The organism is Sphingomonas phoenicis, assembly GCF_047238005.1.
Lineage (GTDB): Bacteria > Pseudomonadota > Alphaproteobacteria > Sphingomonadales > Sphingomonadaceae > Sphingomonas.
Genome location: NZ_JBDFMC010000002.1, coordinates 2,963,147 through 2,989,918, shown reverse-complemented (window position 1 = coordinate 2,989,918; position 26,772 = coordinate 2,963,147). Strand labels below are relative to the sequence as shown.

The window sequence follows — 26,772 nt, the reverse complement described above, 5'->3', positions numbered from 1 at the left end:
GCCCCCATGACCCGCCAGCTCATCACCTTCGAACTGGGCGACCAGTCGCTCGGCATCGACATCATGGCCATCCGCGAGATCCGCGCCTGGTCGCCCGCCACGCCGCTGCCCAACGTGCCCGCGCACATCCGCGGTGTCGTCAACCTGCGCGGCGTCGTGCTGCCGGTGCTCGACCTGCGCATGCGGCTGGGCTGGGGCCTGACCGATCCCACCACGCGCCACGTCATCATCGTCGTGCGCATCGGCGAACAGTTGCAGGGCGTCATCGTCGATGCGGTGAACGACATCGTCACCATCAAGATGGAGGACATGCAGCCGCTGCCCGACGTCGGATCCAGCCAGGCCGCCGCCCTGCTGGAAGGGCTGGCGACCGTCGACGACCGCATGATCCTGATCCTCGACCTCGACCGGCTGGCTCCGCCGCTGGCCGAGGCCGCCTGAACACCCAACAGAAAGATTCCATGATGGCCAAGGCCAGGGTTCTCGTCGTCGACGATTCGCTTACCATGCGCGCGCTGGTCGCCGGCATGCTGGAAAAGGACAAGGACATCCAGGTCGTCGGCCTGGCCGACGGCGCCGCCGAGGCGCGCCAGATGTGCATCGACCTGAAACCGACCGTGATGACCCTCGACGTCGAGATGCCGGGGATGAGCGGGATCGAGTATCTGGCCGAGATCATGGAAAAGAACCCGATGCCGGTCGTCATGTTCTCGACCCTGACCGCCAAGGGTGCGGAAAGCTCGATCGAGGCGCTGCGCCTGGGCGCGCTCGACTGCTATCCCAAGCCGACCCGCGCCACGCCGGACGAGGTGCAGGCCGCGATCGGCAAGCTGGCGAAGACCGTGAAGGAGGCGCCCAAGCGCTTCGCCGCGCTCCACGACACCGCCGGCAAGGCGCCGGCCAAGCCCGTCTCGACGGAACCGTTCAAGTGGAACGGCAAGCTGGTCGCGATCGGCTGCGACGTCGCCAGCACCAAGCCGCTGTTCGACGTGCTGGGCGGCTGGCCCGCCGACGGCCCGCCGGTGATCGTCATCCAGCACATGCGGCCCGAACTGGCCGACGGCATGATCGCCAAGCTGGCCGATACGATCGCACCGCGCGTGGTGGAGGCGACCGAGGGGCTGAAGCTGGAGCAGGGCATGGTCGTCTTCGCGCGCCCCGGCGAGCGCCACGTCTATGTCGATCAGTGGCCCGGCGGCACCATCCGCCTGCTCGACAAGCCGCCCTTCGCCGGGCAGCGCCCGTCGATCTCGCTGATGCTGGCGACGCTGGCGAAGACGGCGGCCGACCAGACGATCGGCGTGATGCTGGCCGGCGGCGAGGATGGCGGCCAGGGTGCCGCCGCACTGCGCGGTGCGCGCGGCCATGCCATCGCGCCCGCCGACGACGGCTCCGGCCAGCTGGAAATGGGTCGCGGCATGGCGGTGCAGCCGATCAAGCCCGGCGACATCGCGTCCACCGTCCTTGGCTTGTGTCGTGGCTGACGCGTTCCACGATGCGCTGGCCGGCGAGCTGGAGGCGGTGAAGGCGTCGCTGGAAGACGCGGCGGTATCGCTCTGCCTCGATCCGGCGGTGTTCACCCGCCACGCCGAGCCGCTGCAGTGCTTCGACCGGCTGGCGCAGGTGATCGCCGAGGTCGCCGCCCTCCTCCGCCACCACGCCGATCCCGCCGCGGCTCTGGGCACGGTCAGGCTCGACGCGTTGCGGGAGCGGCTGACCATGGCGTGCGACATGGCGGCCGGCGCCTGAGCGGGATCGAAGCGCGACCGGTGACCTGGCCCGGCCGCCTGCCGTCGCCCCTCAGAAGAACAGCTTGCGGAACGACACCCGCACCGTCCGCCCCAGCGGATCGAGATAGTCCGGCTGGTAGCTGACCGGCGTCGTCCCTGCCGCGTCGGTCACCCGCTGGCGCGTGTTGAACAGGTTGTCGACCGACAGCGTCACCCGCGCGCCGCGCATCCACGGGTGCGCGCGCACCCAGTCGATCCGTCCGCCCAGATCGGCGAAGAAGCGCAGGTTCGCCGTCGCCAGCGATCCGAAGCGCAGCGCGTCGGTGCTGCTGATCCCGTTCACCTCGGTGCCGCTGCGGTAATTGACCGACAGGCGGCTACCCAGCCCGTTGTTGGTATAACCCGCCTGCCCCTCCAGCTCGTGGCGCGGCTGGCCGCCCGACGCGCCGATCGCGTCGCCGTCCAGCAGGTTCAAGCGGGGGCCGCCGTCCGCCACCAGCACCCGGTCGGTCAGGTGCACGGTGTGGTACACGGCGAAGTTCAGGCGACCACCGCCCTGCCCGCCGCCCCTGCCGCCGAAACCACCACCACCGAAGCCGCGACCGCCGCCGCCGCCCCCGCGACCGGCACCGGCCTCACGCGGCGGCCCACCTTCGGGCGGACGGGCGCCGCCACCCGGCGGGCGCAGCCCCTCGAACGGGTTCGGCCCGGTGCCGGCACGATATGCCTCCAGCTCGCGCTGGACGCGCGATTTCAGCGGTTTGGAGAAATTGATGCCCCAGCGCAGCTGCGACTCCTCGGTCCTGGCGAAGTTCACCGGCCGCGTGTCCAGCCGGATCAGCGTGCCGGCCCCGTCGCGGACGAAGCGGTCGGGGAACACCGCCTCGATCGCGGCGATCGCCGCCGGGAAGGTCGCGATCGGATCGTCGATCGCGGTGCGGACGTAATTGGCGGTCAGCACCAGGTCGCGGTCGCTCCACGGCTTCAGCGTCAGCCCCAGTTTCTCGACATGGCGGTCGTTCGACGACAGGAACGGGTTGCCGCCGGTCACCGTCGTCACCGTGGCGGTGGTGCCGCGGACGTAATCGAACACCCGCACCCCCGGCGTCACCACCGTCGCCGCGCCCAGCTGCTGCGCGCTCGGCGCCTGCTCCTCGTCGGTGACCGACCCGATCAGGCGAACCCCCTCGATCGGCGACCAGTTCAGCCCGTAGCCGGTGGTCAGCAGCGTGCCGAAATCCGACAGCTGCTCCAGTTCGACGTTCAGGTTCGCCGACAGCGATCCCAGCATCTCCAGCCCGCCGCGCGTCCGGTTGGCGATCGGCAGGTCCAGATTGGCCTGCGCGCTGGCGACGTCGCGCTCGATCCCGGCGACCTGCACCACCCCGCCCCGCTCCGAGCGTGAGTCGAGATCGCTGGTGCTGGCGCCCAGCCGGATGCTGGTCGATGCGGTACCCGCCGGCAGCGCGAACAGCGATCCGTTCAGCAGGAAATCGCCGCCCCCCTGCGAGCTGACCGAGCGCGCCCGGTTCAGCCCCACCGCCGTCCCGGCGCCCGTGTCCGCCACCGTCTGCGTCGCGGTGGTCGTCCGGTCGCGGTCGTAATTGCCGGTGAACGACCATCGCCACGCCGACCCGAAATCGCCGTTCACCGTGCTGCCCAGATGCAGCGACAGGGCGTTTCGATCCTGCGTCAGCGGTGACGTCGCGCCCGCATCGGGCAGCCCCAGCCGTGCCTTGGTGTCGGTCGACTCGATGCGCGCGTTCACCGTCGCCGACGTGCCCAGCACCGGGCGGGCATAGACTCCGTTGGCGCTAAGATTGCGGCTGGACGGCAGCAGCGTGCGGAACCGCCGCTGGTCGAAGCCGGGATCGGCCGGATCGTCGCTGGTCGCCGCGCGGATGTCGCGCTCCGATTCCAGCAACGCGGTCGCGCCCTCATATTCCAGGTGCACATTGGCCCGCCCGTCGCGCTGGATGCGCAGCACGTCCAGCTCCGCCTCGGGCAGGTGCCGGCCGCCTTCGGTCGCCACCCGGTCCTCCAGCTCCGCCGTCACCGCGCGGAAACGGCGGCGCAGGACGATGTTCACCACCCGGCTGTCGGCGCGATAGCCGTATTTCAGCGCGACCTCCTCGGGCAGGATCTCGACCCGCTGGATCGCCTCGGTCGGGATGTCGCGGATCTCCTGAAAGCCGGAGATGCGCTTGCCGTTCAGCAGCACCACCGGCGCGCCGCCGCGCCCGCTGGTGGTCTGCGGCGCCAGTTCGGTCAGCAGGTCCTGCACCGAGTTGACGCCGTACGACCGGATATCCGCCGGACTGAGCGTCTGATCGGGCGGGATGTCGCCGACGACCGATCCTGGCGGCGTGCGCGATCCGGTGACGACGATGTCCTCGCCCTCGGCCGGCTCTTCCTCCTCCGGCTCCGCCGGGGCCGCCTGCGCGCCCGTGGCGGCGGGCGGCGGCACCGCCTGCTGTGCGGCGGCCGCCATCGGCGTCAGCCCCGCCGTCATCAACCACCATGTCGCCCGCATCGTCCCGTCTCCCGTCAGCCGGCGCCGCTATCAGGCTATTGTCGCAAGAATGTGCCTGCGACCGCCCTTCCTTCAACGCCGGCGCCGGTTCGCCGCCAGCGCCAGCCCGACCAGCGCGATGCCCCAGCCCCGCCCCCGGCGCACCAGTACCAGCCCCGCCATCGCGGCGAGCGCCGGCCACAGCCCGCCCCCGCGCCGGACGGCGACCGGTGCGCGATCGCGCGGCAGCGGCGTGATCGCCTGCGCCCCACCTGCAGCCGGCGCATTCGCCACCGCCGCATGGCGCAGCCCGCGCGGGCGGGCCGGGCCGGTCGTGGTATCCTCACCGGTCTGCCGCTCCAGCTCCGCGTTCAGTTCCGCGCCGAGCAGGAAGACATAGGCCGACAGCGACAGCCAGGTCAGCATGACCACGATCGCCCCCAGCGAGCCATAGGTCGCGTCGTAATTGCCGAAATTGGCGACGTAGAGGCCGAAACCGGTCGTCATCGCCAACCAGATCAGCGTCGCGGCGACCGATCCGGGGGTCAGCCACGCCCACTGCGCGTGCGCCCGGTCGGGACCATAGCGGTACAGGCTGGCCGCTCCCGCCGCCGCCAGTCCGGCGAGCACGACGTAGCTGGCCAAGCGGATCGACACCCGCACGAACCCCGGCGCCCATGGCATCAGGTCGTCGAGCAACGCGACCGCCGCCACCGTCGTCATCGCCGCCAGCATCAGCACGACGGCGCCCAGCGTCACCATCAGCGCGATCAGCTTCACCGCGAAAAAGCCGCGATCCTCATGCTCCTCGTACGCGATGTTCAGCGCGGTCACGATCGCGCCCGCGCCGCTCATTGCGCCGTACAGTGCGAACACGAGTGCGACGACCAGTCCGAAGCCCTTGGCCCCGCCGGAGGTGGTGACGACCTGCAGCAGCTGCTCGCCGATCAGCCTGGCCACCTCGCGCGGCATGATCCCGGTCAGCGCGTTGACGTTGTCGCTGACCGTCGCGGGATCGGCGACCAGCCCGTACGTCATCACCACCGCCGCCAGCAGCGGCACGATCGACAGGAAGGCGTAGAAGGCGACCCCGGCCGCGACCAGGCCGATATTGTCCTCGCCCGCTTCGTTCCAGGTGCGCATCAGCACCGTCTTCCACCCCGCCGCCGGGATGGCCCACGGGCTGCGCGCATGCGCGCCCTGATCCGCCGTCGCGGCGGTTTCGTCGGCCATGTCCTTGCCCCCTTTTCACGTTTAACGACGAACGCCGCCCGTTGCCGGGCTGTTCCGGATCGTCCGGCGTCACGGCACGTTGGGCCGCTATACGATCAAGGGGATGTGCGTGGACCGGACCGACCGCCGACTGGCCCAGCGCACGACGCTTCCACCGCCGCCCGCGATCGATCCGCTCGGCGGCGCGGCGCAGGTGTCGCCGGCGCAGGTGCCGGGCATGAACGGGCTCCTCGGGCTGGCGGTGTTCGTGGTGGTAATCGCCGGGCTCTTCTTCGCCCGCGACGTGTTGATCCCGATCACGCTGGCGATCCTGCTCTCCTTCGTCCTGTCGCCGCTGGTCGCCGGATTGCGCCGGATCCGCGTGCCCAAGGGGCTGGCGGTGATGGTCTCGGTCCTCGCCGCGCTTGGCGTGCTGGGCGGCATCGGCACGCTGGTCGGCACCCAGGCCGCCTCGCTGGCCGGCGACGCCCCCGCCTATGCCCGGACGATCGAGGAGAAGATCGACAGTGCCAAGCGGTTCGCGGCCGACCGCGTCGCCTTCTTCGCGCGCGACCGGGCGCCTGCTCCTGCCGCCGTGTCGGGCCCGCCGCGCACCAATGCCGAACGCATCCTGGCGAGCCGCGCCCGCCAGCCGGTGCCCGTCACCGTGCAGGAACAGGAACCCGATGCGCTGACCGTCGTCGGCCAGGTGCTCGCGCCCGTCGCGGCACCGTTCGAGACGTTCCTGATCGTCCTCGTCGTCGCCATCTTCATCCTGATGCAGAAGGAGGATCTGCGCGACCGCATGATCCGCCTGTTCGGCTCGTCCGATCTCCATCGCACCACGCTGGCGATGGACGATGCCGGCGTCCGCCTCAGCCGCTATTTCCTGTCGCAGCTGGCGGTCAATGCCAGCTTCGGGACCGTGATCGGCGTCGGCCTGTGGGCGATCGGGCTGCCCGTGCCGGCGCTGTGGGGCGTCCTAGCCGGCATCCTGCGCTTCGTCCCCTATATCGGCGCGCTGCTCGGGGCCGCGCTGCCGCTCGCGCTCGCGGCCGGCGTCGATCCGGGCTGGGGCATGGTGATCGCCGTCGCCGTCCTGTTCGCCGTCGTCGAGCCGCTGGTCGGCTACGTCGTTGAGCCGCTCCTCTACGGCCATTCCACCGGCCTGTCGCCGCTGTCGGTCGTGCTGGCAGCGGTGTTCTGGACGTGGATCTGGGGCCCGGTCGGGCTGGTCCTGTCGATGCCGCTGACCCTGTGCCTGGTGGTGCTCGGCCGCCACGTCCCCGCGCTCGAGTTCCTCGACATCCTGCTCGGCGACCGTCCCGCGCTGACCCCGGTCGAGAGCTTCTACCAGCGTATGCTCGCCGCCGATCCCGAAGAGGCGCTGGAACAGGCCGAGGCACTGCTCGCCGACCGCTCGCTCACCGCCTATTACGACGAGGTCGCGCTCGGCGGGCTGAAGCTGGCGGCCGAGGACGCGCGGCGCGGCGCGATGAAGCGCCAGGGCGCGACCCGCATCGTCGGCTCGATGATGGCGGTGATCGACGAGCTGGACGAACATGACGACAGCGCCACGCCGGCCGCCGCCACGCCCAGCCGCCGCCTGAACCCCATGCCGCATCCCGGCGACGCCATCGACGAGACCGCGGCGACCACTCTCCCCCATGCCCCCGCCGACTGGGCCGCCTCCGGCACCGTCGCGTGCATCGCCGGTCGCGGCATCCTCGACGAGGCGGTGACGGCGATGCTCGCCCAACTGCTCGCCAAGCGCGGTTTCGGCACGGTGCGGATCGACCATTCGGAGGTCGGGCGCGACGTATCGCCGCGCCCGGAACTGGCGACCGCCCGTCTCGTCTGCCTGTCCTATCTCGAGATCGGCGGCACGCCGAGCCACCTCCGCTACCTGCTCCGTCGCCTCCGTCGGCACGCGCCATCGGCCACGATCATGGTCGGCTTGTGGCCCGACGGAGAGGCGGCGCTCAGCGACGACGAGATCCAGCGCCTGCTGGGCGCCGACCTGTACGTCGGCACGCTCGCCCACGCGGTCGAGGAGGCACTGGCCCTGTCCGGCCGCCCCGTGGCGGAGGTGGCGGCGTAACGAGCGAAACGATCGTCATCCCGCCCGCGCGGGGATGACGATCGGACGAAAACCTAGACCAGCCGCACCGCCACCGTCCGCTCCCGGAACAGCTCGCCCGCGCTCATCCGCTCGCTGCCGACCGATACCGCCGTGTCGCCCCACCAGCCCGGACCGCCGCTGCCCGCCATCCGCAGCGCCACCGCGACGAACAGCCGCTCGCCGTCCGCCTCGCGCGTGAACGCCAGCACATGGCCGGCCCGCTCGCCGGTCACCGTCGCGGGCACATAGGCACCGTCCGCGAACAATGCCGGCCGGTCGCGCCGCAGCGCCAGCAATTCGGCGATCAACGCCAGTTTGGGATCGCGCCTCGCCGCCAGCGCCGCCCGCCGGGCATCGTAGTCGACCGGCCGGCGGTTGTCGGGATCGACCAGGCTCAGATCGGCCAGTTCGGTCCCCTGATAGGTGTCCGGCACCCCGGGCACGGTCAGCCGCAGCGCGGTCTGCGCCAGCACGTTCGCGCGCGCCGGCACCGCCAGCTCGCGCCGCAGCTGCGCCAGATCGTCGAGGAAGCCCGACGAGTGCGCGGGGTCGAGCAACCGCTCGACCAGCGCCTTCGCGTGCGCCTCATACTCTTCCTGCGGCGCCTCCCATGACGATCGCAGCTTGCCCTCGCGCAGCGCCTTTTCCTGCCACGCGTTCACCCGCGCGGCGAAGTCGCGCAGGCCCGCCGCGTCGGTCGTCTCCAGCTCCTCGGGCCATGCCGCGTACAGCGTCTGGTACAGCATGTACGCGTCCGCCGGATCGACGCCCTCCAGTGCATCCGCCTCCATTCCGGTCCACCGCTCGACATAGCGCGACCACGCCTCCGGTACCTCGCTCAGCACCGCCAGCCGCGCGCGCACGTCCTCGCCACGCTTGTGGTCGTGCGTCGCCGTGGCGAGCAGCGCGCGCGGCCATTCGCCCGCCCGCGCCATCATCGCCGCGTGGAACTCCTCGATCGTGCCGGCGAACCGCTCGGCGTCGAAGCCGACATCGTTGCGCGACAGCAGCCGGCCGTACCGGTAGAAGGCGGTATCCTCCACGCCCTTCGCCGCGACCGGCGCCGACAGCTGCTGGAAGCGCCGCACCGCCTCGGCCGCCAGCGTCGCGTCGCCCGGCCCCTCGCCCGCCAGCCACGCCAGCACCGCATCGACGACGAAGTCCTCGCCCGGCGGGATCAGCGGCGCGACCCGCTCGCGCGCCTTGGCGCGGATCGCCGCATCGGCGGCGGGGGCAGCATCGCCGGTGCCATAGGTGCGATAGACCGGGAACACCCACAACAGCCGCTCGATATTCCGCCGCAGCATCTCGGGCGTCAGCACGTTGGCGGGGTCGCTCTCGGCCAGTGCCACGAACGATCGCACGCAGGCCTTCAGCTGCCCCTCGAACTGCCAGGCCAGCACGTCCTGGCGCGCCTGCAATTCCTCGGTCGCGAAGTCCGCGCTCCGCCCGCTCAGCGCCGCCCACGCCTCCGCCAGCGGCGCCTCGCCCGCGGGATCGTGGAGCAGCGCCGCGACCTCCTCCATGAAATCATATCCGCTGGTGCCGTCGATGCCCCAATCGTCGGCCAGCGGCTCTCCCGCACCCAGGATCTTCTCGACCCAGATGATCGCCGGCACGCCATCGGCGCGGGGCATCGCCGCGAACCGCTCGCGCAGGCGGCGGCAATAGGTGGCGGGATCGGTCAGCCCGTCGACATGATCGATGCGGACCCCGTCGATCAGCCCCTCCTCCCACAGGCGGAAGAACAGCGCGTGCGTCCGCTCGAACACCGGCTCCTGCCCCACGCGCACACCGGCCAGCTCGTTGACCGTGAAGAAGCGCCGCCAGTTCAGCTCGTCGTCGGCCGTCCGCCACCACGCCAGCCGGTAATGCTGCCGGTCGAGCAGCTCGGCCAGCGCGTCGCCCTCCACCGCGCCCGTGCCGCGATCTTCCGGGCGCAGCGGGAAGCGATGCTCGCCATATGCGACCACCTCATCGCCCTCGATCGCGATGGCCCCATCCGCCAGCGCCTTGGGCAACGGATCGCCCAGCACCGGCAGCACGATCGGCGTCGAGAAATCAATGTCGAACACGCCCGCGAACTCGCTGCCTTCACCCCTGGCCAGCACGTCGTTCCACCACGCGTTCTCGCCGCCGGCGACACCCATGTGATTGGGCACGATGTCGATGATCGTCCCCATGCCGTGCTCGCGGAGCGCAGCGACCAGTGCGCGAAAACCGTCCTCGCCGCCCAGTTCGGGATTGATGCGCGTCGGATCGACCACGTCGTATCCGTGCGTCGATCCCTTCGTCGCCACGGTGATCGGCGACAGGTACGCGTGGCTGATCCCCAGATCGGCCAGGTACGGCACGATCGCGGTCGCATCGGCGAAGGTGAAGTCCGCGTGCATCTGCAGGCGGTAGGTCGCGCGAGGGGTCATGAGCGGGCCTTATTGATCGTGTTCAGGTGGCGGGCGACGCGCGCGTCCGCCAGCAGCTCGTCGGTGTCGCCGGGCATGCGGCGGCGCCAGTTGGGATGTTCGGTCGTCGTGCCCGGCAGGTTCGGCTGCTCGACCAGCCCCAGCACATCCTCGATCGGCAGGATGACGAGGTCGCACGGCGTCCGCCCGACGAAGCCGATCGCGGCATCCACCACCGGCTCGGGCCGGTCGGCCGGCGGCTGCTCCCCCTCGGCCACCCCGGCGGCGACGAAGCTGCGCCACCAGCCGCCACGCTGCTCCTCGCGCTCGCGGCGGTTCGCGGCGTGGTCGGGCCGGCCGCGGCCCAGCTTCTCGTTCCAGTCCAGCTCGCGCCCGCACCACCAGCCCGCCATCGTCGGCAGGTCGTGGGTACCGGTCATCGCCGCCGCCTGCGGATCGTAGCGTTCGGGCGGGGTCAGCATGTCGCCGTCCATCTCGAACGGCATCACCCGCATGCCCAGCATGCCCCGCGCCTCCATCTTCGGGCGGAACCCCTCGGGCACCGTGCCCAGATCCTCGCCGATCACGATCGCGGAGGCGGCGTGCGATTCGATCGCCAGCACGCGCAGCATGTCGTCGACCGGATAGCTCAGATACGCACCCTCGGACGCGTCGCAGCCGTCGGGTACCACCCACAGCCGCTGCAATCCCATCGCATGGTCGATGCGGATGCCGCCGGCGTGGCGCAGCGCGGCACGGATGGTGGCGCGGAACGGCTCGAAGCCCCGCGCGCGCAACGCCTGCGGGGAAAAGCCGGTGATACCCCAATTCTGTCCCTCGGGGCCCAGGATGTCGGGTGGCGCGCCGATCGACAGGCCGGTGATCAGGTCCTCCGGCCGGCTCCACGCATGGCTACCGCCCGCGTCCATACCCACCGCCAGATCGGCGATCAGGCCCAGCGTCATCCCCGCGCCCGTCGCCGCCGCCTGCGCCTCGGCCAGGCTGCGGTCCGCCAGCCACTGGCAGAACAGGTAGAAGTCGACCTCGTGGGCATGCGCCCGCGCCCATTCGGTAACGGTCGCCCCGGCGGGATCGTGGAACGCGTCGGGCCATGCCTGCCAGCCATAGGCGCCGTCCGGCCGGAACTGCGCGTCCAGCGCGTCGAAGCGGGCATGGCGCAACAATTCCTCGCCACCCGCGGCTGCGAACGCCGCCACCGCGTCGCGGATCGCATCGGTCCGCGCATCGAACGCCGCGCGCAGCGTCGCCACCCGCTGCGGGATCGCCGCCGCCCAGTCGATCAGGTCGGGCGCGTCCTCGCCGGTCACCGGATGGCCGACGATCGCCGGGTCTGCGTACAGGATGTTCAGGAACAGCCGGCTCGACGGCGCATAGGGGCTGTACCGTCCCGCATCGGCCGGAAACAGCGCATGGACCGGGCTGATCCCCACCGCATCGGCGCCATGCCGGCCGAAACTCTCCGCCGTCTTCGCCAGCGTACCGAAATCGCCGAAGGCGGTCTGGCGACGGTCGCGCAGCCCGGCGATCTGCACCGCCGGACCCCAGATGCGCCGCCCCGGCGCCGCGTCGCCCACCGCGAAGCAGCGCGCGGGCGCCACCGCCACCACGATCTCGCGATCGTCCAGCACCAGCCGGTGGTAACCCGGTCGCTCGATCGCGGGCAGCATGCCGCCGTCGATCGTCACGTCGTCCCGCGTGCCGTCGTCCAACACCAGCTCGCCCCGCCCGCCGTCGATCCCCGTCAGCCTGATCGGCGTGCCGACGTCGGCCGAGGCGAACGACGCGCCGTCCGCCACCCGCTCCTCGCGCAGCCGCTCGCGCGATGCCGCGATGGCGCGCTCGTCGTCGGCGGCATGGCCCATCGCGCCCAACACCCGCATCAGCGCATCGTCGCCGACCCGCTTCGCCTGACCGCTCGCGTCGGTCCAGTCGACCTGCAGGCCCGCCGCCGCGGCCAGTTCGTGCAGCCCGCTCATGCCAGCTCCCTCATGCCAACCACGCCGCCGCGCTCGCCGGCGCGCCCGGCACGCCGATCATCGCCAGCGGAGGCTCGCCCGGCACGTCCACCGTATCCTCGCCCAGGTTGATCGCGATCGTCAGTCGCCGGCCGTCGCCCATCCGCCAGTGCGCCAGCACCGCCTTGTCGCCGATCGCGGCGGCGCCGTCCGCCATCGCCCCCTTCAGCCGCGGCACGATCGCCTCGCGCCGCACCGCCAGCAGGTCGCGGTACAACGCCGCCCACGCCGCCGCGTCACGTCCGTCCTCCGGCCGCGATCGCGCGAACGTCGCGCGGTCGTTGGGATCGGGTATCGCCTTCACCTGCTCGGGATCGTCGAACCCGGGCGAGCCCTTGAACTCCGATCGCCGCCCCTCGCGCACGGCATCGGCCAGCTCGTCGTGGAAATCGGTGAAGAACAGGAACGGCGTGCGCGATCCGGCCGTATCGCCCATGAAGATCAGCGGGATCTGCGGGCACAGCAGCAGCAGCAACGTGGCGGCACGCAGCCGCTCCGGATCGGCCAGCACGGTCAGCCGCTCGCCCATCGCCCGGTTGCCGATCTGGTCGTGGTTCTGCAGGAACGACACGAACGCGATCGGCGGCAGGTGCGCGCTCGGCATGCCGCGCATCTTGCCGGGATGGTTGGTCGATTCCTCGCCCTGATAGATGAAGCCCTCCGCCAGGCACCGCGCCAGCCGCCCGGTCGCCCCCTCGGCGAAGTCGGCGTAATAGGCATGGTCATCGCCGGTCAGCAGCACGTGCAGGACGTTGTGGAAATCGTCGTTCCACTGCGCGTCGTACTTGCCCGGCGCCAGCCGCTCGGCGTCGTTCTTTTCGTTCTCCAGCACCAGATGCACCGGCCGATCAGTCACCGTCGCCCGGATCTCCGCCGCCATGTCGTCGAGGAACGCATCGTTGGCGATCGCGTGCACCGCGTCGAAGCGCAGCCCGTCTATCCGGTATTCGGTCAGCCACATCAGCGCGTTGTCGATGAAGAAGCGGCGCGGCGCCTCCTCGTCGACCGCCACCGCGCCGCCCCACGGCGTCTGCACCTCGGGGTGGAAGAACTCGCTGGCATAGGCGCCCAGGTAGTTCCCGTCCGGCCCGAAGTGATTGTAGACGACGTCCAGGAACACGCAGAGGCCCAGCTGGTGCGCACGATCGACCAGCGCCTTCAGCTCGTCGGGCGATCCGTAGCTCTCGGCGGGGGCATAGGGCAGCACCCCGTCATAACCCCAGTTGCGCGTGCCGCCGAACGCATTGACCGGCATCAGCTGCACCGCGGTCACCCCGCACGCCGCGATCGAGGCAAGCCGCTCGGTCACGCCGGCGAAGCCGCCCAGCACGCCGGCGTGCACCTCCTCGATCACCATTTCTTCCCACGGCCGCCCGCGCCAGCCGGCGCTGCGCCAGTCATGCGCGTGCGGGTCGACAACCACGCTCCACCCGTTCACCCCGCCCGCCTGCGCGCGGCTGGCGGGATCGGGCACGGCCATGTCGCCGATGCGGAAGCGGTACCGGGTGCCCGCGCCCACCGGCACCTCGGCCGCGAACCAGCCGTCGCCGGTCGCCGCCATCGGTTGCCCGCCGCGCCCGTCGATCTCCAGCATCACCGCATCGACATCGGGCGCCCACAGCCGGAACCGCGTACCGCCGTCGACCGCCTCCGGACCCCACCGGCTCATTCGGCCTCCATCGTCCAGGCGATCAGCGCCGCGCCGTGCGGCCCCAGCTGATACTCGTCCTCCACCTCGACATCGCGGATGTCGGGATCGGTGCTGTCGATCAGCACGGTACGCGTCGCATGTTCCGGCGGCGGCAGGCGGAACGCGATCGTGTCGTCCGATCCGTTCAGCAGCAGCGTCACCGCCTCCACCTCGCCGCTGTCCAGCTTCACCGCCCGGCGCATCACCAGGGCGCGACCGTCGGGATTGTTCCAGTCGTCGGACGACAGCTGCTCGCCGCGCTCGTCCCACCACTCGATATCGTTGACGCCCTGTCCGGCCGCATCCTCGCCGTACAGGAACGACTTGGACCGCAGCGCCGGATAGCGCCGGCGCAGCTCGGTGAGGCGTGCGGTGAAATCGAACAGCGACTTGCCCTGGGGCGTCGCCATCTTCGACCAGTCGAGCCAGCTGATATCGTCGTCGTGGCAGTACGCATTGTTGTTGCCGCCCTGCGACCGCCCGAACTCGTCGCCCGCCACCAGCATCGGCGTGCCGAGCGAGGCGAACAGCGTCGTCAGCATCGATCGCTGCACCGACGCGCGGGTCGCCTTGATTCCCTCATCGTCGGTCTCGCCCTCGGCGCCCCAGTTGCGCGAATAGTTCTCCGAGTGCCCGTCGCGATTGTCTTCCTTGTTGGCCTCGTTGTGCCGCTGCTCGTAGGCGACGGTATCGTACAGCGTGTACCCGTCATGCGCCGCCAGCAGGTTGACGCTGGCCCAGGGCCGCCGCGCCCGCCGGTCGAACAGGTCGCCCGACCCGGACAGCCGCGCCGCCAAGTCGCCGCGCTGCGACGGATCGCCGCGCCAGAACTTGCGCACCGTGTCGCGATACTTGTCGTTCCATTCGGCGAAGCCCGGCGGGAAATTGCCCAGCTGGTATCCACCCGGCCCGATGTCCCACGGCTCCGTCGACAGCTTCAGCCGGCCCAGCACCGGATCCTGCCGCAGCACGTCGAAGAACGCGTGGCCCGGATCGAACCCGTTCTCCGTCCGCCCCAGCGTCAGCCCCAGATCGAACCGGAACCCGTCGATCCCGTAACTGGTCGCCCAGTAGCGCAGTGAATCGGCGATCATCTGGATCACGCGCGACTTGTCGGTGTTGATCGTGTTGCCGGTGCCGGTATCGTTGATCGAATAGCGCGGCTCATCCTTGACCAGCCGGTAATAGGTCGCGTTGTCCAGCCCGCGCCACGACAGCGTCGGCCCCTTCTCCGATCCCTCGCAGGTGTGGTTGTACACCACGTCCAGGATCACCTCGATCCCCGCCGCATGCAGGCGCCGCACCGCGCGGCGCAGCTCGTCCTGGCTGTCGGTCGCGAAGTATCGCTGTTCCGGCGCGAAGAACGACAGGGTGTTGTATCCCCAGTAATTGCTCAGCCCCTTCTCCACCAGGAACCGGTCCTGGGTGAAGGCATGGATCGGCATCAGCTCCAGCGCGGTCACGCCCAGCCGCTTCAGGTGGTCGATCACCTTGGGATGGCCCAGCGCCTTGTACGTGCCGCGCTCCTGGGGGGGCACCAGCTCGTTGAGCTTGGTCAGCCCTTTGACGTGCGCCTCGTAGACGACCGTATCGGCCCAGGGCGTGTTGGGCCGCCGGTCCTGCGACCAGTCGAAATGATCGTCGACCACCACGCCCTTCGGCATCGCCGGCGCACTGTCGCGCTTGTCGTAGCTCAGGTCCTCGCGCTTCGACCGCACCTGATATCCGTGCAGCGCGTCGGTCCACTTGATCTGCCCGTGCAGCTTGCGCGCATAGGGGTCGAGCAGCAGCTTGTGCGGGTTGAACCGGTGCCCCTGCTCGGGCTCGTACGGGCCATAGGCGCGGTATCCGTACAACAGCCCCGGGCCGGCATCGGGCAGGAAGCCGTGCCACACCTCGTCGGTGCACTCGGTCAGGGCGAACCGCTGCAACTCGCGCTTGCCGCCATTGTCGAACAGGCACAGCTCGATCTTCTCGGCATTGGCGGAGAATACGGCGAAGTTCACGCCCCCGCCCACGCACGTCGCGCCCAGCGGATAGGGAGAGCCGGGTTCGAGCCGGTCAGGCAGTGAAGTCAATGGTTGGCCCCCACAATGGATTGTCAGCCGCCCCACAACGAGACGCACCCGCCCCCGTTCCCGCACTGCGGCGATATGGATGCGCGTTGTCCACGCACACCTATTTTCCGCGCCGTTCCTTCCCCTTCCGTCATCCCGGCGGAAGCCGGGACCCATGGACACGTCGAACCCGGCGATGGTGCTACCCACCCGACGTTTCGCGACCATGGGTCCCGGCGTCCGCCGGGATGACGGTAAAAGGAGAATGGCAAGCCCCATCCCCTGCACCGCAACAAGATTGATGTTGCCCCCACCGCCCGTGTGTGGGACGACCGCGCCGCAACGGGCGAAGGGGGGCAGAACACATGGCGACGCAGCCCGCCCTTCCACTTGGCGACGCGCCCGATCCCGCCGCCCACGCCGCCCGCTGGTTCCGCGACTATTGCGCCACGGCCGGCGCCAGCGACCTGCTCTGCGCCGCCGCCGACCACGCACCGTGGCGCGCGATGCTTCAGGAACTGGCGACCGTCGCCCCCGATCTCGGCCATGCGCGCGAGCGGGTTCAGCGCCACGCCACCGACATCGGCACCGGCTTCCGCATCATCGGCGAGGCGGACGAGCGGCCCTGGCCCGTCTCCCCCGTTCCCCTCCTGATCGAGGCGGGGGAATGGGCCGGGATCGCCGCCGGCGCCGTCCAGCGCGCCGAGCTGCTGGAGCGGATCGTCGCCGATCTTTACGGCCCCGGCCGGCTGGTCGCCGACGGTGTCATCCCCGCCGCGCTGCCCACCGGCAGCCCGTATTTCCTGCGCCCGATGGTCGGGCTGGAGCCACCGGGCGGCAAGCACCTCCACTTCATCGCGATCGATCTCGCCCGCGGGCCGACCGGCGAGTGGCGGGTCATCGCCGACCATCTGCGCGCGCCCGCCGGCGCCGGCTATGCGCTGGAGAACCGGCTCGCGGTCGGCCGCACGCTCGGCGGGTTGCAGGCGAAGCTGAACATCCAGCGTCACGCCCCCTTCTTCGCCGCCTTCCGCGCCGGTCTCGCCGCGCTGTGCCGCCGCGCCGATCCGCGCATCGGCCTGCTGACGCCCGGCCGCTACAACCCGACCTATCCCGAACAGGCGCACCTCGCCCGCTATCTCGGCCTGCTGCTGGTCGAGGGCGCGGACCTCGCCGCGCTGGAGGGGAAGGTCTATGTGCGGACGGTCGCCGGGCTGAAGCGGGTCGACGCGCTCTGGCGCCGGCTCGATCCGCGGCTCCTCGATCCCCTCGCCTTCGACACCCACAGCCAGATCGGCGTTCCCGGCCTGATCGACGCGTACGAGGCGGGCAGCGTCGTCCTCGCCAACGCCCCCGGCGCCGGGGTGGTCGAGGCGCGCGCCTTCGCCGCCTTCATGCCCACCCTGTCGCGCGTCCTGCTGGGCGAGCCGCTGAAGCTGCCGACCATCGCCACATGGTGGTGCGGCGGCGACGCGGAGCAGGCGCACGTCGCAGCCCGGCTCGACCGGCTGACGATCGCCCCCGCCTTCGGCCCGCTGCCGCTCGGCCTGCCCGGCGGCGCCACCGCCGGCGCGACGATCACCGGCGCCGCGCGCGACGCGCTCCTCGCCGACATGGCCCGCCGCCCGCAGGACTATGTCGGGCAGGAGGAGGTGCGGCTGTCGACCACGCCCACCGTGGTCGGCGACCGCCTTGCAGCCCGCCCCTTCACCCTGCGCGTGTTCGTGGGGCGCGACGGCGACGGCGGCTGGACGGTCATGCCAGGCGGCTTCGGCCGCATCGGCGAGGCACCGTCCGACAGCGCGGCCGCGATCGGCGAGGGGCTGTGGTCGGCCGATGTCTGCGTCCACGGCGACGACAAGGTCGCGCCCGTGTCGCTCCTCACGGCACCCGACTCGCTTCAGGTCCGCCGCAATCCCGGCACGCTGCCCAGCCGGGTCGCCGACAATTTCTACTGGCTGGGCCGCTATCTGGAACGGGGTGAGGCGCTGCTCGGCGCGATCCGCGTGCTGATGGGCAATTCGATCGACGCCGATGGCGGCGCCGTCCTGCCGCCCGCCACGGTCGCCCGCCTCGTCGGCATGATCGCCGGCAGCGGCGCCGCGCCCTATCCCGACAGCCTCGGCCGCGCCGCCCTGACCGGCTTCGCCCGCGCCGCGATGGAGGACGCCGCCGGCGCCTCGGTCGCCGCACTCAACCGCCACGCCCGCGACATCGGCGAGGCGTCGCGCGATCGCCTGTCGGCCGACATGGTCCGCCTGCTGGAGGCACCCTTTCCCACCCAGCGCGGCATGCTGGAACGCGCCGGCTCGCTCCAGCGCCGCTACGCCGCCATCGCCGGGCTGTCGGCCGAACACATGGTCCGGAACGACTCGTGGCGCTTCCACGATCTCGGTCGGCGGATCGAGCGCGCCATCGCCACCGCCCGCGTCATCCGCCTGTTCGGCATGCCTGGCGCCTCGACCGACGACCTGTCGACCCTGCTCGACCTCGCCGACAGCCAGATCAGCTATCGCCAGCGCTACCCCAGCGGCCTCGCCCGCATCGCCGTCGTCGATCTCGTCGCGCTCGATCCCAACAACCCGCGCGCGCTCGCCTTTCAGGCACGGCGCATCGCCGAGCGGCTCGCCCGCCTGCCGGTGCTGGGCGACGACGAGATGGCGGAGCCGCAACAGGCGCAGGCCGCCGCCCTCCAGGCGATCATCGCCACCGCCGACGCCGCGACGCTCGACGCCGATCTGCTGGGCGACCTCGAACGCCGCCTCGCCGCGGTGTCCGACGCCATCGCCCGCCGCTACTTCCTCCAGGGTGCCGAACCCCTGCGCGCGGTGGGGCTGACCCTTGCATAGCGCGAGCGCCAGATCCTCCCCGCTTGCGGGGAGGGGGACCATGCGCAGCATGGTGGAGGGGGAGCGCCGCAGACGATACCGCTGGTGGAGAACCCCCTCCACCATTCGGCTACGCCGAACGGTCCCCCTCCCCGTGCCGGGGAGGATCACGCCATGATCTACGACATCCGCCACATCACCCGCTTCGATTACGGCGCGCAGGTGAAGTTCGCGCGCTGTAACCTGCGGCTGAAGCCGGTCGACTGGCCCGGCCAGCGGCTCGACCGCTACGATCTCATCGCCCGTCCCGTCGGCCGGCTCAGCGCAGCGCGGGCTGAGGCGGGGCTCGCCAACGTCACCCGCCTCGTCATCGATACTCCCGTCCGCGAGCTGTCGATCGAAAGCGTCGCGCGCGTCACCGTCGACCGGCTGATCCCCGTCCCCGACGCCACCGATCCCACCCTGGCGCAGATCGCCGCGATGGCGCGCGACAGCCGCGACCTGTCGCCGGTCGGCCCCGCCGGCTACCTCTATCCCTCGCCCCTCATCCCGCTCGATCCCGCCATCGCCGACTGGTGCGCGCCCGATCTCGATCCCGGTCGCAACAGCCTCGACGCCGCGATCGCGCTCGCCTGCCGCATCCAGCGCGAGTTCGCGTTCGACGGATCGGCCACCGTCGTCGACACGCCGCCGATCGACGCCTTCCGCCAGCGCCGCGGCGTGTGTCAGGATTTCGCCCAGATCATGATCGCCGGCCTGCGCGCGCACGGCCTGCCCGCCGCCTATGCCTCGGGCTATATCCGCACCATCCCGCCGCCCGGGCAGCCCCGCCTCGTCGGTGCGGACGCGACCCATGCCTGGGTACTGCTGTGGTGCGGGCCGGCGCGCGGCTGGGTCGGCGTCGATCCCACCAACGGCATCTGGATGGCGGCGGACCATATCCTGATGGCGGTCGGCCGCGACTATGCGGAGATCGCGCCCGTCGACGGCGTCGTCCTTGGCTCCGGCGCGCAGGCGATGGACGTCAGCGTCGACGTCGCGCCGGTCGATCCCTGTCCTACGGACACCGGACTGGTGTAGATCGCTTCGAACAAAGTTCGTCACCCCGGACCTGATCCGGGGTCCCGCTTATACCGCCGCTCGTGGATAGCTGGACCGGATCAGGTCCGGGGCGTTGGTCAGGAATGCTGGTTCCGCCAAGGGCAAGGCCGGAAAACATCGCGCAGCCCTTACCTTAGCCTTACCTTCCGCCTTCACTCTTTCGCTATCGCATTGGCATTGCTGCCTTTCTGGTCCTTGCCGCCCGGTCCCGAATAATCGATCTCGGTCTGTCCGCCATGACCCATGAATTCCTGGGACGTCGGCTTCTTGCCCGTCTGCGGGTTGGGATAGGTGCCGCCGCCGCTCTCCCCGCCGCCATGCTTGGCCGGTGCGTCGCCGACCCCGTCGTCGGCGCCCTTGTGCCCGTCGCCGCCGCTCGCCTGCATCGGTTGCTTGTCGCTCATGGCCATTCTCCTCGCGGGTCCCAACGCGCGATCCACCAACCGCGTTGCGCTCCCGGAAAGCCTGCCCCACATAGGCCGGTAATACACCAGGGGTAATCGATGGCCGATCCGTACCAGACCCTCGGCGTCGCGCGGACCGCGACCGAGGCCGACATCAAGAAGGCGTACCGCAAGCTCGCCAAGGAGCTGCATCCCGACCGCAACAAGGACAATCCCAAGGCGGCCGAGCGGTTCAGCCAGGTCACCGGCGCCTACGACCTGCTGTCCGACAAGGCCAAGCGCGCCCGCTTCGACCGCGGCGAGATCGACGGCGACGGCAACCCCGCCGCGCCGTTCGGCTTCGGCGGCGGCGGCCCCCGCCCCGGCGGCCCCGGCGGCGGCTTCCGCAGCGACGGGTTCGAGTTCGGCGCCGGTCCCGGCGGCGACGCCGCCGACATGAGCGACATCTTCGAGGGGCTGTTCGGCGGCGCCCAGGGTCGTCGCGGCGGCGGCGGCTTCTCGGGCGGGTTCGGCGGCTTCGGCCGTCAGCAGCCCAAGGGCGCCGACATCCAGTACCGGCTGCAAGTGCCCTTCACCGATGCCGCTGCCCTCGCGCCCCAGCGGGTGACGCTGGGCGACGGCAAGTCGATCGAGCTGAAGCTGCCCGCCGGCCTGCAATCGGGCACCCAGATGCGCCTCGCCGGCAAGGGCCAGCCCGGTCCCGGGGGCGCCGGCGACGCGATCGTGACGATCGAGGTCCAGCCGCACCGTTTCTTCACCCGCGACGGCGACGACGTGCGGCTCGACCTGCCGATCACCCTCACAGAGGCGGTGTTGGGCGCCAAGGTGAAGGCGCCGACCGTCGACAATGCGGTCATGCTCACCATCCCGGCCGGCACCAGCTCGGGCCGCACCCTGCGCCTGAAGGGTAAGGGCTTCCATCGCAAGGGCGGCGAGCGCGGCGACCAGCTGGTCACCCTGATGGTCGACGTTCCGGCCGACGATGCGGCGCTCCGCAGCTTCGTGGAGGAGTGGTCGGCCACCGCGACGGGGAACCCGCGGGCGGCCATGGGCGTCTGAACGCCCTGTGGACGATCTCGATTCTCTGACGCCGGAGGCCCGCGCGCACAATCGCGCCCGCGCCCGCCTCGACCACCAGCTCGCCAAGGTGAAGCCCGGCAGCTATGCGTTCGAGGTGATGAAGCGGGCGGCGCTGGGCGTCTTCAATGACGGCTTCACCCATGCCGGCAACCTCGCCTACCTCGCGCTGATGACGCTGTTCCCCTTCTTCATCACCGCCGCCGCGGTGCTGTCGTTGCTGGGCCAGAGCGAGGAGACGGTCCGGACCGTCGACGGCTTCCTCCGCGTCCTCCCGCCCGACGTCGCCTCGGTCATCCAGAAACCGATCGCCGACGTGCTAACCGCGCGCACCGGCAACCTGCTGTGGCTGGGCGGTCTCGTCGGCCTGTGGACCGTCGGCGGCTTCGTCGAGACGATCCGCGACATCTTCCACCGTGCCTACGGCGTGAAGGCGACCGCCCCCTTCTGGAAATCGCGCCTGTCCTCGTCGGGTATCATCATCCTGTCGGTCGTCGTCGTCCTGCTGTCGTTCATCGCGCAGGGACTGCTGACCGCCGCCGAGCAGTTCGTCTATCGCCTCCTGCCCTTCGCGCAGGACTGGGTGGGGCTGATCGGGCTGTCGCGGCTGGTGCCGGGCGTGATCATGTTCGGCGCGCTCTACATGCTGTTCTACTCGGTCACGCCCTCCAAATACCGCTATGGCAACTGCCGCAAATGGCCGGGGGCACTCTTCACCACGCTGTGGTGGGTCAGCATGACCGCACTGCTCCCCTTCGCGCTGGGCCAGCTGGGCGGCTACGACCTCACCTATGGCAGCCTGGCAGGCGTCGTCGTGATGCTGCTGTTCTTCTATCTGATCGGGCTCGGCATGGTTTTCGGCGCCCATTTCAACGCCGCACTGGCGGAACCGCCCGAACCGGCGCTACACCGCGCCGAAACAGCAATGGCGACGGCGTAGACGATGGGCAGCGTGAACGGATTGATGGCAGGCAAACGGGGTCTCATCATGGGCCTCGCCAACGACAAGTCGCTGGCCTGGGGCATCGCGAAGCAATTGAGCGAAGCGGGCGCCGAACTCGCCTTCAGCTATCAGGGAGAGGCGATGGCGAAGCGCGTCCGCCCCCTCGCCGAACAGCTCGGCATCGCCCGGCTCTACGATTGCGACGTGTCCGACATGGCCGCGCTCGATGCCACGTTCGAAGCGCTGGCGGCCGAATGGCCGACGATCGACTTCGTCGTCCACGCGATCGGCTTCTCCGACAAGTCGCAGCTGCGCGGCCGCTACTACGACACCACGCTCGACAATTTCCTGATGACGATGAACATCTCGGCCTACAGCCTGGTCGCCGTCGCCCAGCGCGCGCGCCGGCTGATGCCGAACGGCGGCTCTATCCTCACCCTCACCTATTACGGCGCCGAGAAGGTCATCCCCCACTACAACGTCATGGGCGTCGCCAAGGCGGCGCTGGAGACGAGCGTAAAGTATCTGGCCGTCGATCTCGGTCCGGAGAACATCCGCATCAACGCCATTTCGGCCGGCCCCATCCAGACGCTGGCCGCGCGCGGCATCGGCGATTTCAACTACATCCTGAAATGGAACGAGCTGAACTCGCCCCTGCGCCGCACCGTCACGATCGAGGATGTCGGCGGCGCCGGCCTCTACATGCTCTCCGATCTCGCAAGCGGCGTGACCGGAGAAATCCACCATGTCGACGCCGGCTACAACGTCATCGGCATGAAGGCGGAAGACGCTCCCGACATCGCCCTGGCCTGACCGTCATGGCGATCGCCATCCGCCCGGCGGGCGCCGCCGACGTGGTGCCGCTCGACGCTCTCCTCCGCGCCTCCTTCCCGCGCGGCGAGGAGGCGGATCTCGTCCGCGCGCTGTGCATCGACGGCGACATGGTCCTGGTACTGGCCGCGATCGACGAGGATGACGGCGCACTGGCCGGCACCGTCGCGTTCAGCCGCATGACGGTGACCGTCGCGGACAAGCCCGTCGCCGCCGTTGCCCTCGCCCCGGTCGCCGTCGCGCCGGCTCATCGTCGCCAGGGCGTGGCCGAGGCGCTGATCCATGCCGGGCTGGAACAGCTGGAGGAGGCCGGCATCGTCCTCTGCTTCGTCCTCGGCGAACCCGCTTACTACACCCGCTTCGGCTTCCACCCAGATTACGCAAGCAACTTCGCCTCACCCTATGCCGGCGATTATCTGATGGCCTTGCCGCTACAGGGCGGCCTGATGCCCTGCGGCACCCGCGGCGACGCGACGCATGCGCCGGCGTTCGCGATGCTGGGGACCGAATAGCCGACCGCGGCATGTGCCCTGCCGGCATCCGCCATCATCATCACGTCCCCGGGCAAGAGCGCCGCGTCGTCTCCCCGCACCACCCCTTCACGTCGCCAGCAACCTCGCCGGCCTATGTCCTACCCGGCGATGATCTGCCATGGCGTGCGGCATGTCGTCCGTCCCTCTCCCGACCGTCCAGCCCTTCGTCCCCGGCGCCGGCGCACGGACGAACGTTGAGGCGACGGCGCCAACCCTTCACAACCCGCAACTTCCTCAACATTCGCGCATCGTCGGAGAGCGGATCGCATGAGTTACAACAGCTTCGGCCGCGTGTTCCGCTTCACCACCTGGGGGGAGAGCCACGGCCCTGCGCTGGGCGCAGTGGTCGACGGGTGCCCGCCGGGCATCGCCCTGACCGAGGACGACATCCAGCCCTGGCTCGACAAGCGCCGCCCCGGCACGTCGCGCTTCACCACGCAGCGGCGTGAGCCCGACGCGGTGCGCATCCTGTCGGGCGTGTTCGAGGGCCGCACCACCGGCACCCCGATCAGCCTGATGATCGAGAATGTCGACCAGCGGTCGAAGGATTATGGCGAGGTCGCCAAGGCCTATCGCCCCGGCCATGCCGACTACGCCTATGATGCCAAATACGGGTTTCGCGACTATCGCGGCGGCGGGCGCTCGTCGGCTCGCGAGACGGCAGCGCGCGTCGCGGCCGGCGCCGTCGCGCGGCTCGTGATCCCGCAGGTCCGCATCCGCGCCTGGGTCGAATCGATCGGCGGCGACGCGATCGATCCGGCCGCCTTCGACGCCGGGCAGATCGAGGCCAACCCCTTCTTCTGCCCAGATGCCGCCGCCGCCCTGCGCTGGGAGGCGCTGGTCGATGCCGCGCGCAAGGCGGGATCGTCGCTGGGCGCGGTCGTGGCGTGCGAGGCGACCGGCGTTCCCGCCGGCTGGGGGGCGCCGCTCTACGCCAAGCTCGACGCAGAGCTGGCAAGCGGCATCATGTCGATCAACGCCGTGAAGGGTGTCGAGATCGGCGACGGCTTCGCCGCGGCCATGTTGTCGGGAGAGGCCAATGCCGATCCAATGCGCCCGGGCGCCGACGGGCCGACCTTCCTCGCCAACCACGCCGGCGGCATCGCGGGCGGCATCGCCACCGGCCAGCCGGTTCGCGTGCGGGCCGCGTTCAAGCCGACCAGCTCGATCCTGACCCCGGTGGAGACGATCACGCGCGACGGCACCGCGACCGAGATCGCCACCCGTGGCCGGCACGATCCCTGTGTCGGGATCCGCGGCGTGCCGGTGGTCGAGGCGATGGTGGCGCTGGTGCTGGCGGACCAGGCATTGCTCCACCGGGCGCAATGCGGATGATGGGCGCGGCTGATCGACCGCCCCAAAACGGAACGATCTCAACTCCCTGACCGTTGTAGTCGGTAATCAAACAGGAGAGAATGTCATGCGCAAGACTCTGATGATCGCCGCGCTGGCGCTGCCCGCGATGGCAATGACCCAGATGGCCACCGCCCAGACCGGCACCGGCGGCTCGATGGGCGGCACGACGTCCGGTTCGATGGGCGCCGGCGCGATGGGTTCGGGCACGACGGGCGCCCAGGGCAGCGGATCGATGGGCACGATGGGTGCCGGCAGCACGCCGATGGGCACGACCACGGTCGATCAGACCGGCAGCGGCGCCACCACCACCACGAACCCGCACACCCGCTCAACCACCAGGTCGACGCAACGCGGGACGACGACCGGCACAGGCGTCGGCGGTACCGCCGGAACGACGGGCACCGGCACGGCCGGCATGCCGGGCACCACCACCACGACCAGCCCGGGTACGGCCGGCACCTATGGCGGCGCCAACGCAGGTGCGACAGGCGGCATGTCGACGATGCCGGGCGACACCGTCCAGCCCGGCAGCACCACCGGTACCGCAACGTCGACGGGCGCCACGCCGCCGCGCTGATCGCCGGGTATTACGGTAAAGACAGGGGCCGCTCCTTCGGGAGCGGCCCTTTTCGCGTCAGTCGGCGAAGGGATCGCGGACCAGGATCGTGTCCGCCCGCTCCGGACTGGTCGACACCAGCGTCACCGGGCAGCGGATCAGCTCCTCGACCCGGCGGATATACTTGATCGCCTGCGCCGGCAGGTCCGCCCAGCTACGTGCCCCGGCGGTCGATTCGGACCAGCCCTCCATCGTCTCGTACACCGGCTCCACCGCTTCCTGATCGGCGGCATGCGACGGGAAATAGTCCAGCGTCTCGCCGCGCAGCCGGTATCCGGTGCAGATCTTCACCTCGTCAAACCCGTCGAGCACGTCGATCTTGGTGAGCGCGATGCCGGTGATCCCGCCCACCGCCGCCGACTGGCGCAGCAGCACCGTGTCGATCCACCCGCAGCGCCGCTTGCGCCCCGTGACCGTGCCGAATTCGTGCCCCCGTACGCCCAGCCGCTCGCCCGTCTCGTCCTCCAGTTCGGTCGGGAACGGGCCCGATCCGACGCGGGTCGTATAGGCCTTGGCGATCCCCAGGACGAAGCCGACCGCCGACGGCCCCAGCCCCGATCCGCCCGCCGCGGTGCCGGCGATGGTGTTCGACGAGGTGACGAAGGGATAGGTGCCGTGGTCCACGTCCAGCAGCACGCCCTGCGCGCCCTCGAACAGGATGCGCTTCCCGCCTGCCCGCGCCTCGTTCAGGTCGCGCCACACCGGCTTGGCGAACGGCAGGACGAACCCGGCGATCTCGGTCAGGTCGGCGATCAGGCGTGCCCGGTCGATCGGGTCGACCCCGAACCCGGCACGCAGCGCATCGTGATGCGCGCACAGCCGGTCCAGCTGCGCGTCCAGCGCGCCCAGATGCGCCAGGTCGCACACCCGGATGGCGCGGCGACCGACCTTGTCCTCATAGGCGGGGCCGATTCCCCGACGCGTCGTCCCGATCTTGCCCGCACCCGACGCATCCTCGCGCAGGCCGTCCAGATCGCGGTGGAACGGCAGGATCAGGGCGCAGGTATCGGCGATGCGCAACGTCTCGGGCGTCGCCGACACCCCCTGCTCCGCCAGCCGCTCGATCTCCGCCTTCAGCGCCCACGGGTCCAGCACCACGCCGTTGCCGATCACGCTCGGCGTACCCCGCACGATCCCCGACGGCAGCAGCGACAGCTTGTACGTCTTGTCGCCCACCACCAGCGTGTGGCCGGCATTGTGCCCGCCCTGGAACCGCACGACCATGTCGGCACGCTCCGCCAGCCAGTCGACGATCTTGCCCTTGCCCTCGTCGCCCCACTGCGCGCCGATGACCGTTACATTCGCCATGATATGACTGTCCC

At 70.5% G+C, this 26,772-nt stretch carries 20 protein-coding genes; 12 read left to right on the top strand and 8 right to left on the bottom strand.

The genetic code is table 11. The annotated features are described in order from the left end of the window. The first annotated feature begins 6 nt into the window (after positions 1-6). Genes ABC319_RS15200 through ABC319_RS15190 form a run of 3 tightly spaced genes read left to right on the top strand, consistent with a single transcriptional unit; the run spans position 7 to position 1,749 of the window. Positions 7-441: a chemotaxis protein CheW gene (locus ABC319_RS15200; protein WP_413071029.1), complete on the top strand. Its 435-nt coding sequence runs from the start codon at positions 7-9 to the stop codon at positions 439-441. A gap of 23 nt (positions 442-464) precedes the next feature. Beyond that, complete coding sequence (locus ABC319_RS15195; RefSeq protein WP_413071028.1) at positions 465-1,484, top strand: chemotaxis protein CheB; 1,020 nt, start codon at positions 465-467, stop codon at positions 1,482-1,484. Next, the gene (locus tag ABC319_RS15190) at positions 1,477-1,749 is read left to right on the top strand and encodes a hypothetical protein (protein WP_413071027.1); all 273 of its coding nucleotides are present in this window, start codon (positions 1,477-1,479) and stop codon (positions 1,747-1,749) included. Before ABC319_RS15195 ends, ABC319_RS15190 begins: the two co-directional genes overlap by 8 nt. Positions 1,750-1,800: 51 nt before the next feature. On the opposite strand, the gene ABC319_RS15185 is transcribed toward ABC319_RS15190, so the two are convergent. Both ABC319_RS15185 and ABC319_RS15180 read right to left on the bottom strand, forming a co-directional pair. Then, positions 1,801-4,263: a TonB-dependent receptor gene (locus ABC319_RS15185; RefSeq protein ID WP_413071026.1), complete on the bottom strand. Its 2,463-nt coding sequence runs from the start codon at positions 4,261-4,263 to the stop codon at positions 1,801-1,803. Between the two features lie 72 nt (positions 4,264-4,335). Continuing rightward, a complete protein-coding gene (locus ABC319_RS15180; RefSeq protein ID WP_413071025.1) occupies positions 4,336-5,475 on the bottom strand; it encodes a YihY/virulence factor BrkB family protein in 1,140 nt (379 codons plus the stop codon). A gap of 109 nt (positions 5,476-5,584) precedes the next feature. On the opposite strand from ABC319_RS15180, the gene ABC319_RS15175 reads away from it, so the two are divergent. Continuing rightward, positions 5,585-7,555: an AI-2E family transporter gene (locus tag ABC319_RS15175; RefSeq protein WP_413071024.1), complete on the top strand. Its 1,971-nt coding sequence runs from the start codon at positions 5,585-5,587 to the stop codon at positions 7,553-7,555. Between the two features lie 53 nt (positions 7,556-7,608). On the opposite strand, the gene treY is transcribed toward ABC319_RS15175, so the two are convergent. The 4 genes from treY to glgX are packed head-to-tail and all read right to left on the bottom strand — an operon-like array spanning position 7,609 to position 15,782. Further along, entirely contained in the window at positions 7,609-9,999 is a 2,391-nt protein-coding gene (treY, locus tag ABC319_RS15170) for a malto-oligosyltrehalose synthase (protein ID WP_413071023.1), read from the bottom strand. Continuing rightward, positions 9,996-11,975, bottom strand: a complete 1,980-nt coding sequence (gene malQ, locus ABC319_RS15165; protein WP_413071022.1) for a 4-alpha-glucanotransferase — start codon at positions 11,973-11,975, stop codon at positions 9,996-9,998. Before malQ ends, treY begins: the two co-directional genes overlap by 4 nt. A 10-nt stretch (positions 11,976-11,985) precedes the next feature. Then, complete coding sequence (treZ, locus tag ABC319_RS15160; RefSeq protein ID WP_413071021.1) at positions 11,986-13,683, bottom strand: malto-oligosyltrehalose trehalohydrolase; 1,698 nt, start codon at positions 13,681-13,683, stop codon at positions 11,986-11,988. Beyond that, a complete protein-coding gene (gene glgX / locus ABC319_RS15155) occupies positions 13,680-15,782 on the bottom strand; it encodes a glycogen debranching protein GlgX (RefSeq protein WP_413071020.1) in 2,103 nt (700 codons plus the stop codon). Before glgX ends, treZ begins: the two co-directional genes overlap by 4 nt. A gap of 344 nt (positions 15,783-16,126) precedes the next feature. Here glgX and ABC319_RS15150 point away from each other — a divergent pair, with 344 nt between their 5' ends. Together ABC319_RS15150 and ABC319_RS15145 are read left to right on the top strand one after the other, a co-directional pair. Next, entirely contained in the window at positions 16,127-18,610 is a 2,484-nt protein-coding gene (locus ABC319_RS15150; protein WP_413071019.1) for a circularly permuted type 2 ATP-grasp protein, read from the top strand. Positions 18,611-18,763: 153 nt separating this feature from the next. Then, positions 18,764-19,669 carry a transglutaminase family protein gene (locus ABC319_RS15145; RefSeq protein ID WP_413071018.1) on the top strand — a complete coding sequence of 302 codons (906 nt, stop codon included), beginning with the start codon at positions 18,764-18,766 and terminating at the stop codon, positions 19,667-19,669. Between the two features lie 173 nt (positions 19,670-19,842). Here ABC319_RS15145 and ABC319_RS15140 read toward each other — a convergent pair whose 3' ends face one another. Beyond that, the gene (locus ABC319_RS15140; RefSeq protein ID WP_413071017.1) at positions 19,843-20,094 is read right to left on the bottom strand and encodes a hypothetical protein; all 252 of its coding nucleotides are present in this window, start codon (positions 20,092-20,094) and stop codon (positions 19,843-19,845) included. A gap of 99 nt (positions 20,095-20,193) precedes the next feature. Between ABC319_RS15140 and ABC319_RS15135 the strand changes: the two genes are divergently transcribed. The 6 genes from ABC319_RS15135 (at position 20,194) to ABC319_RS15110 (ending at position 25,411) form a co-directional block, all read left to right on the top strand. Then, positions 20,194-21,153, top strand: a complete 960-nt coding sequence (locus tag ABC319_RS15135; protein ID WP_413071016.1) for a DnaJ C-terminal domain-containing protein — start codon at positions 20,194-20,196, stop codon at positions 21,151-21,153. A gap of 7 nt (positions 21,154-21,160) precedes the next feature. Then, positions 21,161-22,111 carry a YihY/virulence factor BrkB family protein gene (locus tag ABC319_RS15130; RefSeq protein WP_413071015.1) on the top strand — a complete coding sequence of 317 codons (951 nt, stop codon included), beginning with the start codon at positions 21,161-21,163 and terminating at the stop codon, positions 22,109-22,111. A 12-nt stretch (positions 22,112-22,123) separates the two neighbouring features. After that, the gene (fabI, locus tag ABC319_RS15125) at positions 22,124-22,927 is read left to right on the top strand and encodes an enoyl-ACP reductase FabI (RefSeq protein WP_413071718.1); all 804 of its coding nucleotides are present in this window, start codon (positions 22,124-22,126) and stop codon (positions 22,925-22,927) included. A gap of 5 nt (positions 22,928-22,932) precedes the next feature. Beyond that, on the top strand, positions 22,933-23,457 hold the full coding sequence (locus tag ABC319_RS15120) for a GNAT family N-acetyltransferase (protein ID WP_413071014.1): 525 nt from the start codon (positions 22,933-22,935) through the stop codon (positions 23,455-23,457). A gap of 288 nt (positions 23,458-23,745) precedes the next feature. After that, positions 23,746-24,813: a chorismate synthase gene (aroC, locus tag ABC319_RS15115; RefSeq protein ID WP_413071013.1), complete on the top strand. Its 1,068-nt coding sequence runs from the start codon at positions 23,746-23,748 to the stop codon at positions 24,811-24,813. 85 nt (positions 24,814-24,898) lie between these two features. After that, positions 24,899-25,411, top strand: coding sequence for a hypothetical protein (locus ABC319_RS15110; protein ID WP_413071012.1), 513 nt, complete (start codon positions 24,899-24,901; stop codon positions 25,409-25,411). A gap of 57 nt (positions 25,412-25,468) precedes the next feature. On the opposite strand, the gene ABC319_RS15105 is transcribed toward ABC319_RS15110, so the two are convergent. Continuing rightward, positions 25,469-26,758, bottom strand: coding sequence for an adenylosuccinate synthase (locus tag ABC319_RS15105; protein WP_413071011.1), 1,290 nt, complete (start codon positions 26,756-26,758; stop codon positions 25,469-25,471). Positions 26,759-26,772: the final 14 nt, after the last annotated feature.

Coding starts and splice junctions, on each gene's coding strand:
- aroC (WP_413071013.1), top strand. CDS start 23,746: ATGAGTTACAACAGCTTCGGCCGCGTGTTCCGCTTCACCACCTGGGGG.
- ABC319_RS15150 (WP_413071019.1), top strand. CDS start 16,127: ATGGCGACGCAGCCCGCCCTTCCACTTGGCGACGCGCCCGATCCCGCC.
- ABC319_RS15195 (WP_413071028.1), top strand. CDS start 465: ATGGCCAAGGCCAGGGTTCTCGTCGTCGACGATTCGCTTACCATGCGC.
- ABC319_RS15145 (WP_413071018.1), top strand. CDS start 18,764: ATGATCTACGACATCCGCCACATCACCCGCTTCGATTACGGCGCGCAG.
- ABC319_RS15110 (WP_413071012.1), top strand. CDS start 24,899: ATGCGCAAGACTCTGATGATCGCCGCGCTGGCGCTGCCCGCGATGGCA.
- ABC319_RS15140 (WP_413071017.1), bottom strand. CDS start 20,094: ATGAGCGACAAGCAACCGATGCAGGCGAGCGGCGGCGACGGGCACAAG.
- ABC319_RS15135 (WP_413071016.1), top strand. CDS start 20,194: ATGGCCGATCCGTACCAGACCCTCGGCGTCGCGCGGACCGCGACCGAG.
- ABC319_RS15180 (WP_413071025.1), bottom strand. CDS start 5,475: ATGGCCGACGAAACCGCCGCGACGGCGGATCAGGGCGCGCATGCGCGC.
- ABC319_RS15105 (WP_413071011.1), bottom strand. CDS start 26,758: ATGGCGAATGTAACGGTCATCGGCGCGCAGTGGGGCGACGAGGGCAAG.
- treY (WP_413071023.1), bottom strand. CDS start 9,999: ATGACCCCTCGCGCGACCTACCGCCTGCAGATGCACGCGGACTTCACC.
- ABC319_RS15120 (WP_413071014.1), top strand. CDS start 22,933: ATGGCGATCGCCATCCGCCCGGCGGGCGCCGCCGACGTGGTGCCGCTC.
- treZ (WP_413071021.1), bottom strand. CDS start 13,683: ATGAGCCGGTGGGGTCCGGAGGCGGTCGACGGCGGTACGCGGTTCCGG.
- ABC319_RS15185 (WP_413071026.1), bottom strand. CDS start 4,263: ATGCGGGCGACATGGTGGTTGATGACGGCGGGGCTGACGCCGATGGCG.
- malQ (WP_413071022.1), bottom strand. CDS start 11,975: ATGAGCGGGCTGCACGAACTGGCCGCGGCGGCGGGCCTGCAGGTCGAC.
- ABC319_RS15200 (WP_413071029.1), top strand. CDS start 7: ATGACCCGCCAGCTCATCACCTTCGAACTGGGCGACCAGTCGCTCGGC.